Annotated in this window: 12 protein-coding genes; 9 read left to right on the top strand and 3 right to left on the bottom strand. The window is 64.9% G+C overall.

The genetic code is table 11. The annotated features are described in order from the left end of the window. Nucleotides 1-497 precede the first annotated feature (497 nt). Together acs and ABD767_RS05340 are read left to right on the top strand one after the other, a co-directional pair. Nucleotides 498-2,492, top strand: coding sequence for an acetate--CoA ligase (acs, locus tag ABD767_RS05345; protein ID WP_103044896.1), 1,995 nt, complete (start codon nucleotides 498-500; stop codon nucleotides 2,490-2,492). A gap of 346 nt (nucleotides 2,493-2,838) precedes the next feature. After that, nucleotides 2,839-3,297, top strand: coding sequence for a Signal transduction histidine kinase (locus ABD767_RS05340; protein ID WP_103044895.1), 459 nt, complete (start codon nucleotides 2,839-2,841; stop codon nucleotides 3,295-3,297). Between the two features lie 115 nt (nucleotides 3,298-3,412). Here ABD767_RS05340 and ABD767_RS05335 read toward each other — a convergent pair whose 3' ends face one another. Further along, complete coding sequence (locus tag ABD767_RS05335) at nucleotides 3,413-3,724, bottom strand: c-type cytochrome (RefSeq protein WP_103044894.1); 312 nt, start codon at nucleotides 3,722-3,724, stop codon at nucleotides 3,413-3,415. A 106-nt stretch (nucleotides 3,725-3,830) separates the two neighbouring features. On the opposite strand from ABD767_RS05335, the gene ABD767_RS05330 reads away from it, so the two are divergent. Beyond that, the gene (locus ABD767_RS05330; protein WP_103044893.1) at nucleotides 3,831-4,073 is read left to right on the top strand and encodes a TIGR04438 family Trp-rich protein; all 243 of its coding nucleotides are present in this window, start codon (nucleotides 3,831-3,833) and stop codon (nucleotides 4,071-4,073) included. 29 nt (nucleotides 4,074-4,102) lie between these two features. On the opposite strand, the gene ilvD (ABD767_RS05325) is transcribed toward ABD767_RS05330, so the two are convergent. Further along, nucleotides 4,103-5,815: a dihydroxy-acid dehydratase gene (ilvD, locus tag ABD767_RS05325; protein ID WP_103044892.1), complete on the bottom strand. Its 1,713-nt coding sequence runs from the start codon at nucleotides 5,813-5,815 to the stop codon at nucleotides 4,103-4,105. A gap of 208 nt (nucleotides 5,816-6,023) precedes the next feature. Here ilvD (ABD767_RS05325) and ilvD (ABD767_RS05320) point away from each other — a divergent pair, with 208 nt between their 5' ends. The 3 genes from ilvD (ABD767_RS05320) (at nucleotide 6,024) to ABD767_RS05310 (ending at nucleotide 8,990) form a co-directional block, all read left to right on the top strand. Further along, on the top strand, nucleotides 6,024-7,880 hold the full coding sequence (gene ilvD, locus ABD767_RS05320) for a dihydroxy-acid dehydratase (protein WP_103044891.1): 1,857 nt from the start codon (nucleotides 6,024-6,026) through the stop codon (nucleotides 7,878-7,880). Nucleotides 7,881-7,974: 94 nt separating this feature from the next. Next, nucleotides 7,975-8,556 carry a Uma2 family endonuclease gene (locus ABD767_RS05315; RefSeq protein ID WP_103044890.1) on the top strand — a complete coding sequence of 194 codons (582 nt, stop codon included), beginning with the start codon at nucleotides 7,975-7,977 and terminating at the stop codon, nucleotides 8,554-8,556. 14 nt (nucleotides 8,557-8,570) lie between these two features. Continuing rightward, nucleotides 8,571-8,990, top strand: a complete 420-nt coding sequence (locus ABD767_RS05310; protein WP_103044889.1) for a hotdog fold thioesterase — start codon at nucleotides 8,571-8,573, stop codon at nucleotides 8,988-8,990. Nucleotides 8,991-9,018: 28 nt separating this feature from the next. Here the strand turns inward: ABD767_RS05310 and bfr are convergent, their stop codons facing one another. After that, a complete protein-coding gene (gene bfr, locus ABD767_RS05305; RefSeq protein ID WP_103044888.1) occupies nucleotides 9,019-9,483 on the bottom strand; it encodes a bacterioferritin in 465 nt (154 codons plus the stop codon). 77 nt (nucleotides 9,484-9,560) lie between these two features. On the opposite strand from bfr, the gene lgt reads away from it, so the two are divergent. The 3 genes from lgt (at nucleotide 9,561) to ABD767_RS05290 (ending at nucleotide 14,157) form a co-directional block, all read left to right on the top strand. Continuing rightward, the gene (gene lgt / locus ABD767_RS05300; RefSeq protein WP_103044887.1) at nucleotides 9,561-10,379 is read left to right on the top strand and encodes a prolipoprotein diacylglyceryl transferase; all 819 of its coding nucleotides are present in this window, start codon (nucleotides 9,561-9,563) and stop codon (nucleotides 10,377-10,379) included. A gap of 132 nt (nucleotides 10,380-10,511) precedes the next feature. Further along, nucleotides 10,512-12,647: a PQQ-dependent dehydrogenase, methanol/ethanol family gene (locus ABD767_RS05295; RefSeq protein ID WP_103044886.1), complete on the top strand. Its 2,136-nt coding sequence runs from the start codon at nucleotides 10,512-10,514 to the stop codon at nucleotides 12,645-12,647. Nucleotides 12,648-12,861: 214 nt separating this feature from the next. Continuing rightward, on the top strand, nucleotides 12,862-14,157 hold the full coding sequence (locus ABD767_RS05290) for a phage integrase central domain-containing protein (RefSeq protein ID WP_344868611.1): 1,296 nt from the start codon (nucleotides 12,862-12,864) through the stop codon (nucleotides 14,155-14,157). Nucleotides 14,158-14,284 lie beyond the last annotated feature (127 nt).

Genomic DNA, 14,284 nt, shown 5'->3' with positions numbered 1-14,284 from the left:
ATGCAGAAAACAGCCGGCCAACCGGTGAAAGAGCGGACACGCAAGGTGACCAAAAGCACCCGAATGGCACCAGCGGAGGGTGCGCAAGGGCTGTGGATCCACGGCGCGGCCAGGTGGCCTGCGCTCATCAAGGAGCCGAACCGCTCCCCGCATGGGAGCGAGCACTCACAGCATCAGGGCCGATGCTTCGGCCGCTGCACCGGGCGCCGACAAGGCAGACGCACCGATGCTGTGATCCATCCCTCCGGCCTTGCGGCCCTGCCGTTGGCAAGTGCGGGCGCAGAGGGTGAATTACCTGCGTTGCAGGTTGTAAAGAAGCAGTCGAGTGTACGGATTCATGCCTTTTGAGTCAAAAGCTCAGTTTTTCCGAATGTGTTATAGCCGCGAGGTTGCCCGGGGCCGTCGGCCCTCTGGGCGTGACAAGTCTTCGTCAGTGGCTTGTAAGACGCTCCGGAGACAGTATGGTGTGAAACCGTTGTAACCAAGGAGACAATCCCATGAGTGCTAGCCCGTCCGCAATTCAATCCATCCTGACTGAGAACCGCGTCTTTCCTCCGTCGCAGGAGATGGTCAAGGCGGCACGTGTTTCGGGCATGGAGGGCTACCACGCCCTGTGTGCCGAGGCCGACAAGGACTTCGAGGGCTTCTGGGCCCGCCTGGCGCGCGAGCACCTGGTCTGGAGCAAACCGTTCACGCGCACGCTCGACTCGTCCGAGGCACCGTTCTACAAGTGGTTCGACGACGGCGAGCTCAACGCCAGCGCCAACTGCCTGGACCGCCACATGGGCACGCCCGTCGAGCACAAGACGGCCATCATCTTCGAGGCCGACGACGGCTCGGTCACCAAGGTCACCTACCGCGAGCTGCTCGACCGCGTCAGCCAGTTCGCCAACGCGCTGAAGGCCCACGGCATCCAGAAGGGCGACCGCGTGCTGGTGTACATGCCGATGACCATCGAAGGCGTCGTCGCCATGCAGGCCTGCGCGCGCCTGGGCGTCACGCACAGCGTGGTGTTCGGCGGCTTCTCGGCCAAGTCACTGCAGGAGCGCATCGTCGACGCCGGCGCCGTGGCCGTCATCACGGCCAACTACCAGATGCGCGGCGGCAAGGAGATGGCGCTCAAGGCCATCGTCGACGACGCCATCGCCATGGGCGGCTGCGAGACCATCCGCAACGTCTTCGTCTACGAGCGCACGTCCTCTGCCTGCCCAATGACCGCCGGCCGCGACAAGACCTTTGCCCAGGCGATGGCGGGCCAGAGCACCGACTGCCCGCCGGTGCCGGTCAATGCAGAGCACCCGCTGTACATCCTGTACACCTCGGGCTCCACCGGCAAGCCCAAGGGCGTGCAGCACTCCACCGGCGGCTATTTGCTGCAGTCCAAGATGACGATGCTGTGGAGCTTCGACATCCAGCCGGACGACGTGTTCTGGTGCACGGCCGACATCGGCTGGGTCACCGGCCATACCTACGTCGCCTACGGCCCATTGGCCGCCGGTGCGACCGAGATCGTGTTCGAGGGCATTCCCACCTACCCCGACGCCGGGCGCTTCTGGCAGATGATCGAGCGCCACAAGTGCACCGTGTTCTATACCGCGCCCACGGCGATCCGCTCGCTGATCAAGGCAGCGGAATCCAACGAGGCCGCGCACCCCAAGCAATCCGATCTGTCGAGCCTGCGCATCCTGGGCAGCGTCGGCGAGCCGATCAATCCCGAAGCCTGGATGTGGTACTACCGCAACGTCGGCAACGAGCACTGCCCCATCATCGACACCTACTGGCAGACCGAGACCGGCAGCCACATGATCAATCCGCTGCCAGGCGCAACACCACTGGTGCCCGGCTCCTGCGCGCTGCCGCTGCCCGGTATCTACCCGGCCATCGTCGACGAGACCGGCAATGAAATGCCAGATGGCACCGGTGGCATGCTGGTCTACAAAAAACCCTGGCCAAGCATGATTCGCACCATCTGGGGCGACCCTGAGCGTTTCAAGAAGACCTATTTCCCCGAGGAGGTGAAGGGCTACTACCTGGCCGGCGACGGCGCGGTGCGCGCCAAGGACAACGGCTATATCCGCGTGACCGGGCGCATCGACGACGTGCTCAACGTCTCGGGCCACCGCATGGGCACGATGGAGATCGAGTCGGCGCTGGTCGCCAAGACCGACCTGGTGGCCGAGGCCGCCGTCGTGGGCCGCCCCGACGACCTGACCGGAGAGGCCATCTGCGCCTTCGTCGTGCTCAAGCGCCCGGTGCCCGTCGGCGACGAGGCCAAGCAGATCGCCAAGGAGTTGCGCGACTGGGTGGCCAAGGAAATCGGCCCCATCGCCAAACCCAAGGACATTCGCTTCGGAGAGAACCTGCCCAAGACCCGCAGCGGCAAGATCATGCGTCGCCTGCTACGCACGCTGGCCAAGGGTGAAAAAATCACCCAGGACACCAGCACGCTGGAAAACCCCGCAATCCTGGATCAGTTGTCGCAGAACAACTGATCCAGGGGCAGCATAAGCTGCCGGTGCGAAGCGCTTGCGGGGTTTGGGGAGCACTCATATCGCGTAGCGATGTGAGGTGCTCACCAAAATCAGGTCATTATCGGTCAGTTGTCGCAGAACAACTGATCCAGGGGCAGCATAAGCTGCTGGCGCGAAGCGCTTGCGGGGTTTGGGGGGCACTCATATCGCGTAGCGATGTGAGGTGCTCACCAAAATCAGGTCATTCTCGATCAGTTGTCGCAGAACAACTGACCGAGCAGCGCCGCAAGGCGCGCCGATTGACGCTACCATCGTCGCAGGCCTGCCGCCCTCTGGGCCGGCAGGCTTTTTCGATTGGAGAACAACAATGCAATTCAGAACCCTGATCCTGGCGTTGCTGGTGGTCGCCATTGCCGCGATGGCCACCTTGAACTGGGATGCCTTGAATGCGGTAGGCACGGTGTCGCTGGGGGTGACCACGGTGCAGGCGCCACTAGGCCTGATCATGCTGGCGTTGACCGTGCTGCTCGGGATTTTCTTCCTGGCCTATGTGCTGGCGGTGCAGGGCGCCGCTGTGCTGGATGCGCGCCGCCACGCCAAGGAAATGGCCAGCCAGCGTGCATTGGTAGACACGGCCGAAGCCTCGCGCTTTACCGAGCTGCGCGACCTGTTGCAGCAGCAGCACGACAGCACGCAGCAAGCGCTAGCCGGGCGACTGGACGCGCTTCAAGCGCAGATCACGCAGCGTGCGCAGGAGTCGGACAACGCCACCGCGGCGTATATCGGCCAACTGGAAGACCAGCTGACCCACAAGCACGCCGGCTGAACTTCAATCGCTGCGCTTCTTTGCTCGTGCTAGGGCAAAACAAAAGCCGCAGCGCGGTGATGCGTTGCGGCTTGTGGGCACCACCATGATGGTGGTGCGTGAGCGGAATCCGTGCTTACTTGAGCGACAGAATCCAGTCCACCAGTTGCTTGGCCTCGGCTTCGTTCACGTTGGCGTTGGGAGGCATCGGCACCGGGCCCCAGACGCCCTTGCTACCCTTCATCACTGCAGTCACCAAAGTCGCCTCGGCGTCCTTCTGGCCGGCAAACTTCTTGGCCACTTCCTTGTAGGCCGGGCCCACCAGTTTCTTGTCCACCGAGTGGCAGGCCATGCAGTTCTTGGATTTGGCCAGAGCGGAAGCATCTGCAGCCAGCGCGGGGCCAGCAACCAGCAGTCCGAGGGCCAGGGGAATCAGGACGCGTTTCATCGGAGGTTTCCTCTCGTAGTTGGAATACAGTAATGTTAATGTCATTGTAGTGCTCGGGGTTGACATCAAGACCCCGAAAACACGGATCAGATCAAAGGACGTCACCATGTATGCGCTGTTGCTGGGAATTGTGTTCGTTTTACTCAAGATCCTGGCAATAGGCCCTGTGGCGTCATGGGCATGGTGGTGGGTTTTGTCGCCCTTTGCGCTGGCCTTCTTCTGGTGGATGTGGGCCGACGCCAGCGGCTACACCAAGCGCAAGGAGATGGAGAAGACCGAGCAGCGCAGGCAAGCGCGCATCGACAAGCACAACAAGGCGCTCGGTATTGAGCCGCGCCGCCCACGCTGACTGCGCAGGCGGCGGAAAACCGTCGTTGGCTACAAGTGGCGGCCTTGATCGTCGAAATGATCCAGCACCGCGCCCTTGCTGGCGCTTGATGCATTGAACGCGAATTTGGCCTGCACGCCGCGCGTGTAGCGCGGTGCGGGCGCCTTCCACGTGGCGCGTCGGCGCGCAATTTCGTCATCGCTCACGTTCAGCTGCAGCAGCAGCTGGTGTGCGTCAATGGTGATCGAGTCGCCCTCCTGCACCAGCGCGATGGTGCCGCCGACGAAGGCCTCGGGCGCCACGTGGCCGACGACCATGCCCCAGGTGCCGCCGGAGAAGCGCCCGTCGGTGATCAGCCCCACGCTCTCGCCCAGGCCTTCGCCCACCAGCGCGCTGGTTGGCGCCAGCATCTCGGGCATGCCGGGGCCGCCCTTGGGGCCGAGGTAGCGCAGCACCACCACGTCGCCAGCGTGGATCTTGCCGGCCAGGATGGCAGCCAGTGCCGAGGGCTCGTCGTCGAACACGCGCGCCGGGCCGGTGATGACCGGGTTCTTCAGGCCGGTGATCTTGGCCACCGAGCCCTCGGGGCTGAGATTGCCCTTGAGGATGGCCAGGTGGCCCTGCTCGTATAGCGCCTGGGCGATGGGCTTGATCACGTCCTGGTCCGCGCGCGGCTGGTCGGGCACGTCGGCCAGGGTTTCGGCAATCGTCTTGCCGGTGATGGTGATGCAGTCGCCGTGCAGCAGGCCGGCGTTCAGCAAAATCTTCATCACCTGCGGAATGCCGCCCGCCTGGTGCAGGTCTACGGCCAGGTATTTGCCGCTGGGCTTCATGTCGCAGATCACCGGCACTTTCTTGCGCATGCGCTCGAAGTCGTCGATGGTCCACTCCACACCGGCCGCGTGGGCAATCGCCAGGAAGTGCAGCACTGCGTTGGTCGATCCACCCACGGCCATGATGACGGCCACCGCGTTCTCGATGGACTTGCGCGTGACGATGTCGCGCGGCTTCAGGTCATGGCGGATGGCCTCGACCAGCACCTTGGCCGACTCCCTGGCCGACTGCACCTTCTCGTCGTGCGGGTTGGCCATGGTGCTGGAGTAGGGCAGACTCATTCCCAGCGCCTCGAAGGCCGAGGACATGGTGTTGGCGGTATACATGCCGCCGCACGAGCCGGTGCCGGGAATCGCGTGCTGCTCCACGTCCTTCAACTCCTGGTCGCTGATCTTGCCCGCGGCGTTCTCGCCCACGGCCTCGAACACGCTGACGATGTTCAGGTCACAGCCGTGCAGGCAGCCGGGCTCGATGGTGCCGCCGTACACATAGATGCTCGGCACGTTGGCGCGCAGCATGCCCATCATGCCGCCGGGCATGTTCTTGTCGCAGCCGCCGATGACCACGCAGCCGTCCATCCACTGGCCCTGCACGCAGGTCTCGACGCAGTCGGCAATCACCTCGCGGCTGACCAGGCTGTATTTCATGCCCTCGGTGCCCATGGCCATGCCATCACTGATCGTCGGCGTGCCAAAGGTCTGCGGGTTGCCGCCCGCCTCGCGAATGCCTTCGACGGCGGCGTCGGCGAGCTTTTGCAGCCCGCTGTTGCACGGCGTGATGGTGCTGTGGCCGTTGGCCACGCCGATCATGGGCTTGTCGAAGTCGGCCTCGGTGTAGCCCATGCCGTAATACATGGAACGGTTGGGCGCGCGCGCCTTGCCTTGCGTGATATGGGCGGAGCGGCGGTTGAGCGGCAGGGAGTCGGGCATGGGGTTTGTCTCTTGGTTGGCGAAAGGGGCCAGTTTAGGACGACCCCCGCGTATCAGGCCAGCGCCGGCGCAAGCCCCTGCCGCGGCCGGGGTGGCGCTGCCATAATTGTCCGTTTGATCGGCAGCAGCCCATAAGGCCAGGCCAGTCCATCCGCCCACGCCACCCCTTGTGCGGCTCGTCTCGATCCATTACTTTTTGCTTTCCACGATGCCCGCCTATCGCTCCAAGACCTCCACCCACGGCCGCAACATGGCCGGTGCCCGCGCGCTGTGGCGCGCCACCGGCATGAAGGACGCCGACTTCCAGAAACCCATCATCGCGGTGGTCAACTCCTTCACCCAGTTCGTGCCCGGCCACGTGCATCTGAAGGACATGGGCCAGCTCGTCGCGCGCGAGATCGAGGCCGCCGGCGGCGTGGCCAAGGAGTTCAACACGATTGCCGTCGATGACGGCATCGCCATGGGCCACGACGGCATGCTGTACTCGCTGCCCAGCCGCGACGTGATCGCCGACTCGGTCGAGTACATGGTCAACGCCCACTGCGCCGACGCCATGGTCTGCATCAGCAACTGCGACAAGATCACCCCCGGCATGCTGATGGCGGCGATGCGGCTGAACATCCCGGTGATCTTCGTCTCCGGTGGGCCGATGGAGGCCGGCAAGACCCAGTTGCTGAACCCGCAGACCAGGACCTTCACCGCGAAGAAGCTCGACCTGATCGATGCCATGGTGATGGCCGCCGATGACCAGGCCAGCGATGCCGAGGTGGCCGAGGTCGAGCGCAGCGCCTGCCCCACCTGCGGTTCCTGCTCGGGCATGTTCACCGCCAACTCGATGAATTGCCTGACCGAGGCCATGGGCCTGGCGCTGCCGGGCAATGGCACGGTGGTGGCCACGCACGCCGACCGCGAGCAGCTGTTCAAGCGCGCCGGCAGCCGCATCGTGGAGCTGGCGCGCCAGTACTACGAGGGCGAGGACGCATCCATCCTGCCGCGCTCGGTCGGCTTCAAGGCCTTCGAGAACGCGATGACGCTCGATATTGCCATGGGCGGCTCGACCAACACCATCCTGCACCTGCTGGCCACGGCGCAGGAGGCCGAGATCGACTTCACGATGGAGGACATCGACCGCCTGTCGCGCACCGTGCCGCAACTGTGCAAGGTGGCGCCCAACACCGACAAGTACCACGTCGAGGATGTGCACCGCGCCGGCGGCATCTTCGCCATCCTGGGCGAGCTCGAGCGCGCCGGCAAGCTGCACACCGACGTGCCAACGGTGCACGCCAGCAGCCTGGGCGAGGCGCTGGAGCATTGGGACGTGCGGCGCACGCAGGACGAGGCGGTGCACCACTTCTTCAAGGCCGGCCCGGGCGGCGTGCCCACGCAGGTCGCGTTCAGCCAGAGTGCGCGCTGGCCCAGCCTGGACCTGGACCGCGCGGGCGGCTGCATCCGCTCGCATGAGCACGCCTTCAGCCAGGAAGGCGGGCTGGCCGTGCTGCGCGGCAACATCGCGCTGGACGGCTGCGTGGTCAAGACCGCCGGCGTCGATGAATCCATCCTGGTCTTCGAAGGCCCGGCGCATGTGGTCGAGAGCCAGGACGAGGCCGTGGCCAATATCCTCGCGGACAAGGTCAAGGCCGGCGACGTGGTCGTCGTGCGCTACGAAGGCCCCAAGGGCGGCCCCGGCATGCAGGAAATGCTCTACCCGACCAGCTACATCAAGAGCAAGGGCCTGGGCAAGGCCTGTGCGCTGCTGACCGACGGGCGCTTTTCGGGCGGCACTTCGGGTCTGTCCATCGGCCATTGCTCGCCCGAGGCGGCCGCCGGCGGCGCCATCGGCCTGGTGCGCAATGGCGACCGCATCCGCATCGACATTCCCAACCGCCGCATCGACGTGCTGGTCAGCGACGAGGAACTGGCGCGCCGGCGCGCCGCGCAGGACGCGCTGGGCTGGAAGCCGGCACAGGCGCGCCCGCGCAAGGTCTCAAGCGCGCTCAAGGCCTACGCAAAATTGGTCACCAGCGCCGACAAGGGCGCGGTGCGCGACCTGTCGCTGCTCGATTGAGCGCCCCGCAGGTGAACGCCGCCGCCCCGGTCGCGCTGGTCAACTTCACCTGAAGCACAATGGCCGGCACATCCACCACCTGGGGAGAGCAGCCATGGGACACGCACAGCAACGGCTGCCGATGACGGCGGCCGAATACCTGGACTGGGAGGAAACCCAGGAGCAGCGCCATGAGTTCGTGGCCGGCGAGGTGTTCGCCATGGCCGGCGCGGAAGACTGGCACGTCACCGTGTCGCTCAATATTGCCATGGCCCTGCGCCAGCATCTGCGCGGCGGCCCGTGCCAGACCTACATCAGCGACATGCGGCTGCGGGTCGAGGCGGCCAATGCGTACTTCTATCCCGACGTGATGGTCACCTGCGACGCAGCCGATAACGACAGCCGACGCTCCAAGTCCCACCCCGTGTTGCTGGTGGAGGTTCTTTCCGACAGCACGGGCAACTATGACCGGGGCGACAAGTTTGCGCAGTACCGCCGCATCGACAGCCTGCGCGAATACGTGCTGGTGGACATTGCCCGTAGGGCGACCGACGTGTACCGCAAGGGGGCGGACGGTCTGTGGGTGCTGCACCCGTTCGCGGGCGAGGAGAGCGTGGTGTTTGCCAGCGTCGATCTGCAGCTGCCCGCGCACGAGCTGTTTGCCGACGTCGAGTTGCCGGCAGCAAAAACACCATGATTGAAAGGAGTTCCATGCACCCGCGCATTGCCGACAGCTTCGCCGCCCAGGGCCTGATGACCACGTTGGGCGCCCGCCTGGCTCACGTGGCCGACGGCGAGGTACATATCGCCATGCCTTTCTCTGCCGCCCTGTCGCAGCAGCACGGCTATGCGCATGCGGGATCAATCACCAGCATCGTCGACAGCGCCTGCGGCTATGCCGCGCTCACGCGCGCGCCGAGCGCGCAGCATGAGGTGGTCACGGTGGAGTTCAAGGTCAATTTCATGCGCCCGGCCATAGGCCGGCGTTTTCTTGCCGTCGGCAAGGTGGTCAACGCGGGCCGCAACATGGCGGTGTGTACCGGCGAGGTGCGCGCGTTTGCGGGCGAGCAGGGCGAGAACCACAAGGTGGTGGCGCTGATGCAGGCCACCATGGCCTACGTGCAGGGCTGAAGCCAGCAGCGCCCAGCCCTGGCTGCGCTCACATCTGGCTTTGCAGGTAGTTCTGCAGCCCGACGTTCTCGATCAGCGCCAGCTGCTTCTCCAGCCAGTAGGCGTGGTCTTCCTCGGTGTCGCGCAACTGGGACAGCAGCATGTCGCGGCTTACGTAGTCGGCATGGCGCTCGCACAGCGCAATGGCCGCCTTGAGGTTGGCGCGCACCTGGTACTCGGTTTCCAGGTCGATGCGCAGCATGCCGGGTACGTCCTGGCCGGGGGTGAAGGCGTGCGGGCGCATGTCGGGCTGGCCGTCGAGCATCAGGATGCGCTGCAGAATGGCGTCGGCGTGCTGCGTTTCTTCCTCCATCTCGTGGTGCATGCGCGCGAACAGCTTGGCGTAGCCCTGGTCTTCGTAGCGGCGGGCGTGGATGAAGTACTGGTCGCGCGCTGCCAGTTCGCCGCGCAGCAGCTCCTTCAGGCAATCGATGACTTCGGGGTGGCCTTGCATGGTGTTTCTCCTGTCAGTGACCCCGAGTATCCCGCGGGACGCGCAGCGGCTCAACCCGCACAGGCAAAATCCGCGCCATGCTGATGTATCCGCAAATCAATCCCGTGGCCGTGCAGATCGGCCCGCTGGCCGTGCACTGGTACGGCCTGACCTATCTGGCGGCCTTTGGCCTGTTTTACTTCCTTGGAATGCGGCGGCTGCGCCATCCGCCCTTTGCATCGATGCGCGGCAGCGCCGCCTGGGCGCCGCGCGACGTGGAGGACATTTTGTTCTGGGGCGTGGTCGGCGTGGTGCTGGGCGGGCGCATTGGCTACTGCCTGTTCTACAAGCCGGCGTACTACCTGACGCATCCGCTGGAGGTGTTTGCACTCTGGCAGGGCGGCATGAGTTTTCACGGCGGCCTCTTGGGCGTGCTGCTGGCCATGGTGTGGATTGCCCACTCGCGCAAGCGCCCCTGGCTGCAGGTGATGGACTTCGTCGCTCCCTGCGTGCCCACCGGACTGGCCGCAGGGCGCGTGGGTAACTTCATCAATGGTGAGCTATGGGGGCGCTTTGCCTCGCCCGACCTGCCCTGGGCCATGGTGTTTCCGCAAAGCGGCTCGATGGCGCCGCGCCACCCCTCACAGATTTACCAGTTCCTGCTGGAGGGCCTGCTGCTGTTCGCGCTGCTGTGGCTGTACGCGCGCCGCCCGCGCCGCCTGGGCGAGGTGTCGGCGGCCTTTCTCGTCGGCTATGGCGTGCTGCGGTTCGTGGCGGAATTTTTTCGCGAGCCCGACGACTACCTCGGCCTGCTGTCGCTGGGCATGAGCATGGGCCAGTGGCTGTGCGTGCCCATGGTGGTGGCAGGCGCGCTGCTATGGCTGTGGGCGCAGCGCCAGCCGCTGCCGCAGGCGTGACGCAGGCGGCCCCTCCTGCGCGGCGCCAGCGATTGCGGCGCTTCTTTCAAGCCCATCATCCGAACGGACGATGAAACCGGTGCCAACTGTGCACAACATCATCGCTGGCCAATCACCAGCGATGAGGCAACGATGTCCGCCCGCCGTCCCTACCGCACCTCCCCATCATTCTCATTCGCCCGCCTGCTGTGCCGGTACGGCGCCCAGGTATTGGGCTGTTTTTTGCTGGCCTTGCCTGCCGCGCTGCAGGCCGGTGAGCGCCTCGACTGGCCGCGCCACGGCCTGGATGCGGCGGAGACCCGCTTCTCACCGCTGAAGTCGATCACGCCGGCCAACATCGACCGGCTCGGCCTGGCCTGGCACTTTCGCTTCGACCGTGCGCGCGGGGTCGAAGCGACGCCCATCATGGTCGATGGCAGGCTCTACGTCAGCGGCCCCTGGGGCGTGGTCTATGCGCTCGATGCGCGCAGCGGCAAGCTGCTGTGGCAGCACGATCCGCAGGTGCCCGCCGGCAAGGGCATCCACGCCTGCTGTGACGTGGTCAACCGCGGCGTCGCCGTCGATGACGGCGTGGTCTATGTCGCCACCATCGATGGCCGGCTGCAGGCGCTCGACGCCGTCAGCGGCACGCTGCAGTGGTCGGTCGCCACCTTTGACCCCGCCCAGCCCTACACCATCACCGGCGCGCCGCGCGTTGCCGCCGACGTGGTGGTGATCGGCAATGGGGGAGCGGAGTACGGCGTACGCGGCTTTGTCTCGGCCTACGACAAGCGCAGCGGACAACTGCGCTGGCGCTTCTACACCGTCCCCGGCAACCCGGCCGCAGGCGACGACGGCGCGGTCTCCGATCGTCTCTTGCGCGAGCTCGCCCTGCCGACCTGGAGCGGTCAATGGTGGCGGCTCGGTGGCGGCGGCACGGTATGGGACTCGATGGCCTGGGATCCCGAGCTCGACCTGCTGTACTTCGGGGTAGGCAACGGCTCGCCCCACGACCGCGATCTGCGCAGCCCGGGCGGAGGAGACAATCTCTTTCTGTCTTCCATCGTCGCCGTGCGCCCGCGCACCGGCCAATATGTCTGGCACTACCAGACCACGCCGGGCGACAGCTGGGACTACACCGCCACCCAGCAGATGATCCTCACCGAGCTCGAATTCGGCGGCAAGCCGCGCAAGGTGCTCATGCAGGCGCCCAAGAACGGCTTTTTCTACGTCCTCGACCGCGCCAGCGGCGAATTGCTCGCCGCCGACAACTACGTCCCCACCAACTGGGCCAGCCATGTCGATCTGGCCAGCGGCCGCCCGGTGGAGAACCCCGCGGCGCGCTACCCGGCCGGTGCGCCCTTCATGGTTCAGCCCTCCCAGCTCGGCGGCCACAACTGGCAGCCGATGGCCTACAGCCCCGATACCGGACTGGTCTACGTCCCGGCGCAGGAGCTGGCCGGCTTCATGATGAAGGACGAGCACTTCCGCGCCGAGGCCGATCGCTGGAATACCGGCGTCGTCACGCCGCCGATGCCGCCCGAGCGCAGCGTGCTTGCGCAGGCGAGGGCAGGCATGCGCGGCCATCTGCTTGCCTGGGATCCGGTGGCACGCAAGCCAAGGTGGCGCGTCCCCCATCCTGGCTTCTGGAATGGCGGCGTGCTCGCCAGTGCAGGCGGCGTGGTCTGGCAAGGCGTGGGCAGCGAAGGCCTGGTGGCCTATGACGCGACCGACGGCCGCCGCCTGTGGCAGTCCGACACCTGGCTGGACATCCTCGGCGGGCCGATCAGCTATGAGCTCGATGGCGTGCAATACGTCGCTGCTGCGGCCGGTTTTGGCAGCTCGATCCACGTCAGCTCCGCCGTGATGCTGCCCGGCAGCGACGCACCGGTGCCGGGTGGAGTCTTCGTCTGGAAGCTCGGCGGCCAGGCGCCGATGCCCAGCCGCGAGACCCGTCCGACACGAACGCCTCCCGCCGACGATGGCGATGCAGCCGCCATCGAACGTGGCGGTCGGCTCTACGCGCATTACTGCATGCAATGCCATGGGGCGGGCGCGGTGGCTGGTGGCGGCATGCAGGACTTGCGCTACTCGCCCTACCTCGATGAAGTTGCGCTGTTTCGCCGCCCGTCGCTTGAAGGCCTGCTAACCCAGCGCGGCATGCCTGATTTCTCCACCAGCCTGCAGGTGGCGGACGTGGATGCAATCCGCGCCTACGTCATCCGCATGGCTCATGTGCTGGGCGAGCGCCAGGGCGGGGACGGCGCAGCAACCCGCCCGCAGAAATGACAAAGGGCTTGGAGCGTATGCGCCAAGCCCTTGATTTCATTGACTGGCGGAGAGGGCGTCCGTATTCTCGGCGTCCAAAAACATCCCAAGTAGTTCATTTTTTCCTTTTTGTGACAATAACTTAGGCGCCTTCATCGTCTAAAGACGGCTTGCTACGTTCCAAAAAATTCGGTATTCTTTGCAGTACAGGATGCATTACAAAGGAGCCGCAGCCATGCCGAAGAAAGCCAAAGAACTATCAGCCTTGGCCGTGTCGAAGTTGAAGGCCGAAGGTCGGCACGCCGTAGGCGGCGCGGACGGCTTGTATCTGCGTATTGCTGGCGAATCGCGCGCTTGGGTCTTGTGCGTCGCACTTGGAACCCGAACAAATCGAAGCGGCAAAGAAGTTGTGCGCCGTTTGAACATGGGCCTTGGCCCCTTCCCCGAAGTGTCCTTGGCCGAAGCGCGCGAGAAGGCCCGCGAACTACGCAAGCAGGTTCGCGAAGGTATCGACCCTTTGCAGGAGAAGCGCGAAGCCAAGGCACGCGACGCCAAGCAAGCCGCGAAGTCGAAGACCTTTGCCGAATGCGCCTTGGCATTCATCGAAGACAAGCGCGGCGAATGGAAGAACGAAAAGCACGTAGCGCAATGGCGAAGCACGCTTGAAACCTACGCCTTCCCGAAAATTGGCGCGTTGCCCGTCGCCGCAATCGACATTGACCTTGTGTTGCAAGTGCTTCGGCAGGAAGTGCCCACAAAGGAAGGCGGGACGGCGCAGCTTTGGCACGCGAAGAACGAAACGGCAAGCCGTCTGCGTGGCCGTATCGAAGCCGTCTTGGATTGGGCGAAGGTTTCCAAGTACCGCGAAGGCGAGAACCCCGCCGCATGGCAAGGCAACTTGAAGCACGCATTGCCAGCCCCCGGCAAGGTGCAGAAGGTCGAACATCACGCAGCATTGCCGTATGTCGAACTTGGCGCATTCATGGCCGAACTTCGGGAGCGTGAAGGCATGTCGGCGCGGGCGCTTGAGTTCGCCATTCTGACCGCCGCACGGTCGGGCGAAGTGCGCGGCGCAACATGGGCCGAAATCGACTTGAACGCGAAGACTTGGACGATTCCGGCAAGCCGCATGAAGGCCGAAAAAGAACACGAAGTTCCCTTGTCCGATGCCGCCGTCAAGCTGTTGAAGGCGCTTCCCCGCATTGTGGGCAATGAATACGTCTTCCCGGCACCGCGCGGCGGGCAACTGTCGGACATGTCGCTTACCGCTGTTTTGAAGCGCATGGAACGCGGCGGCTTGACGCAACACGGCTTCCGTTCGACCTTCCGTGATTGGGCAGGCGAAACGACGAATCACCCGCGCGAAGTCATTGAACACGCCCTAGCGCACCAACTGAAAGACAAAGCCGAACGCGCCTACCAACGCGGCACGCTTTGGCCGAAGCGCGTTCATCTGATGGCCGATTGGGCGAACTATTGCGGGCAAGTTGCCGCAAGCAACGTCGTAGAACTCAAGCAAGGGGCGGCGTAATGAACCGCCCCGGGTTTCAAGGAGGCTGATTGGTTTAAGTTGACACCTCTGTCGAGGTGTTGCTGACGGCGAGTTGCCGCCAGTAGTTTGCCTCAGCTTCTGCGGGAGGGATGCCCCCAATCGGCGT

The organism is Comamonas faecalis, from assembly GCF_039538025.1.
Classification (GTDB): domain Bacteria; phylum Pseudomonadota; class Gammaproteobacteria; order Burkholderiales; family Burkholderiaceae_C; genus Comamonas_C; species Comamonas_C faecalis.
The sequence above is the reverse complement of the archived record's forward strand: the minus strand, read 5'-3'. Positions and strand labels throughout refer to the sequence as shown.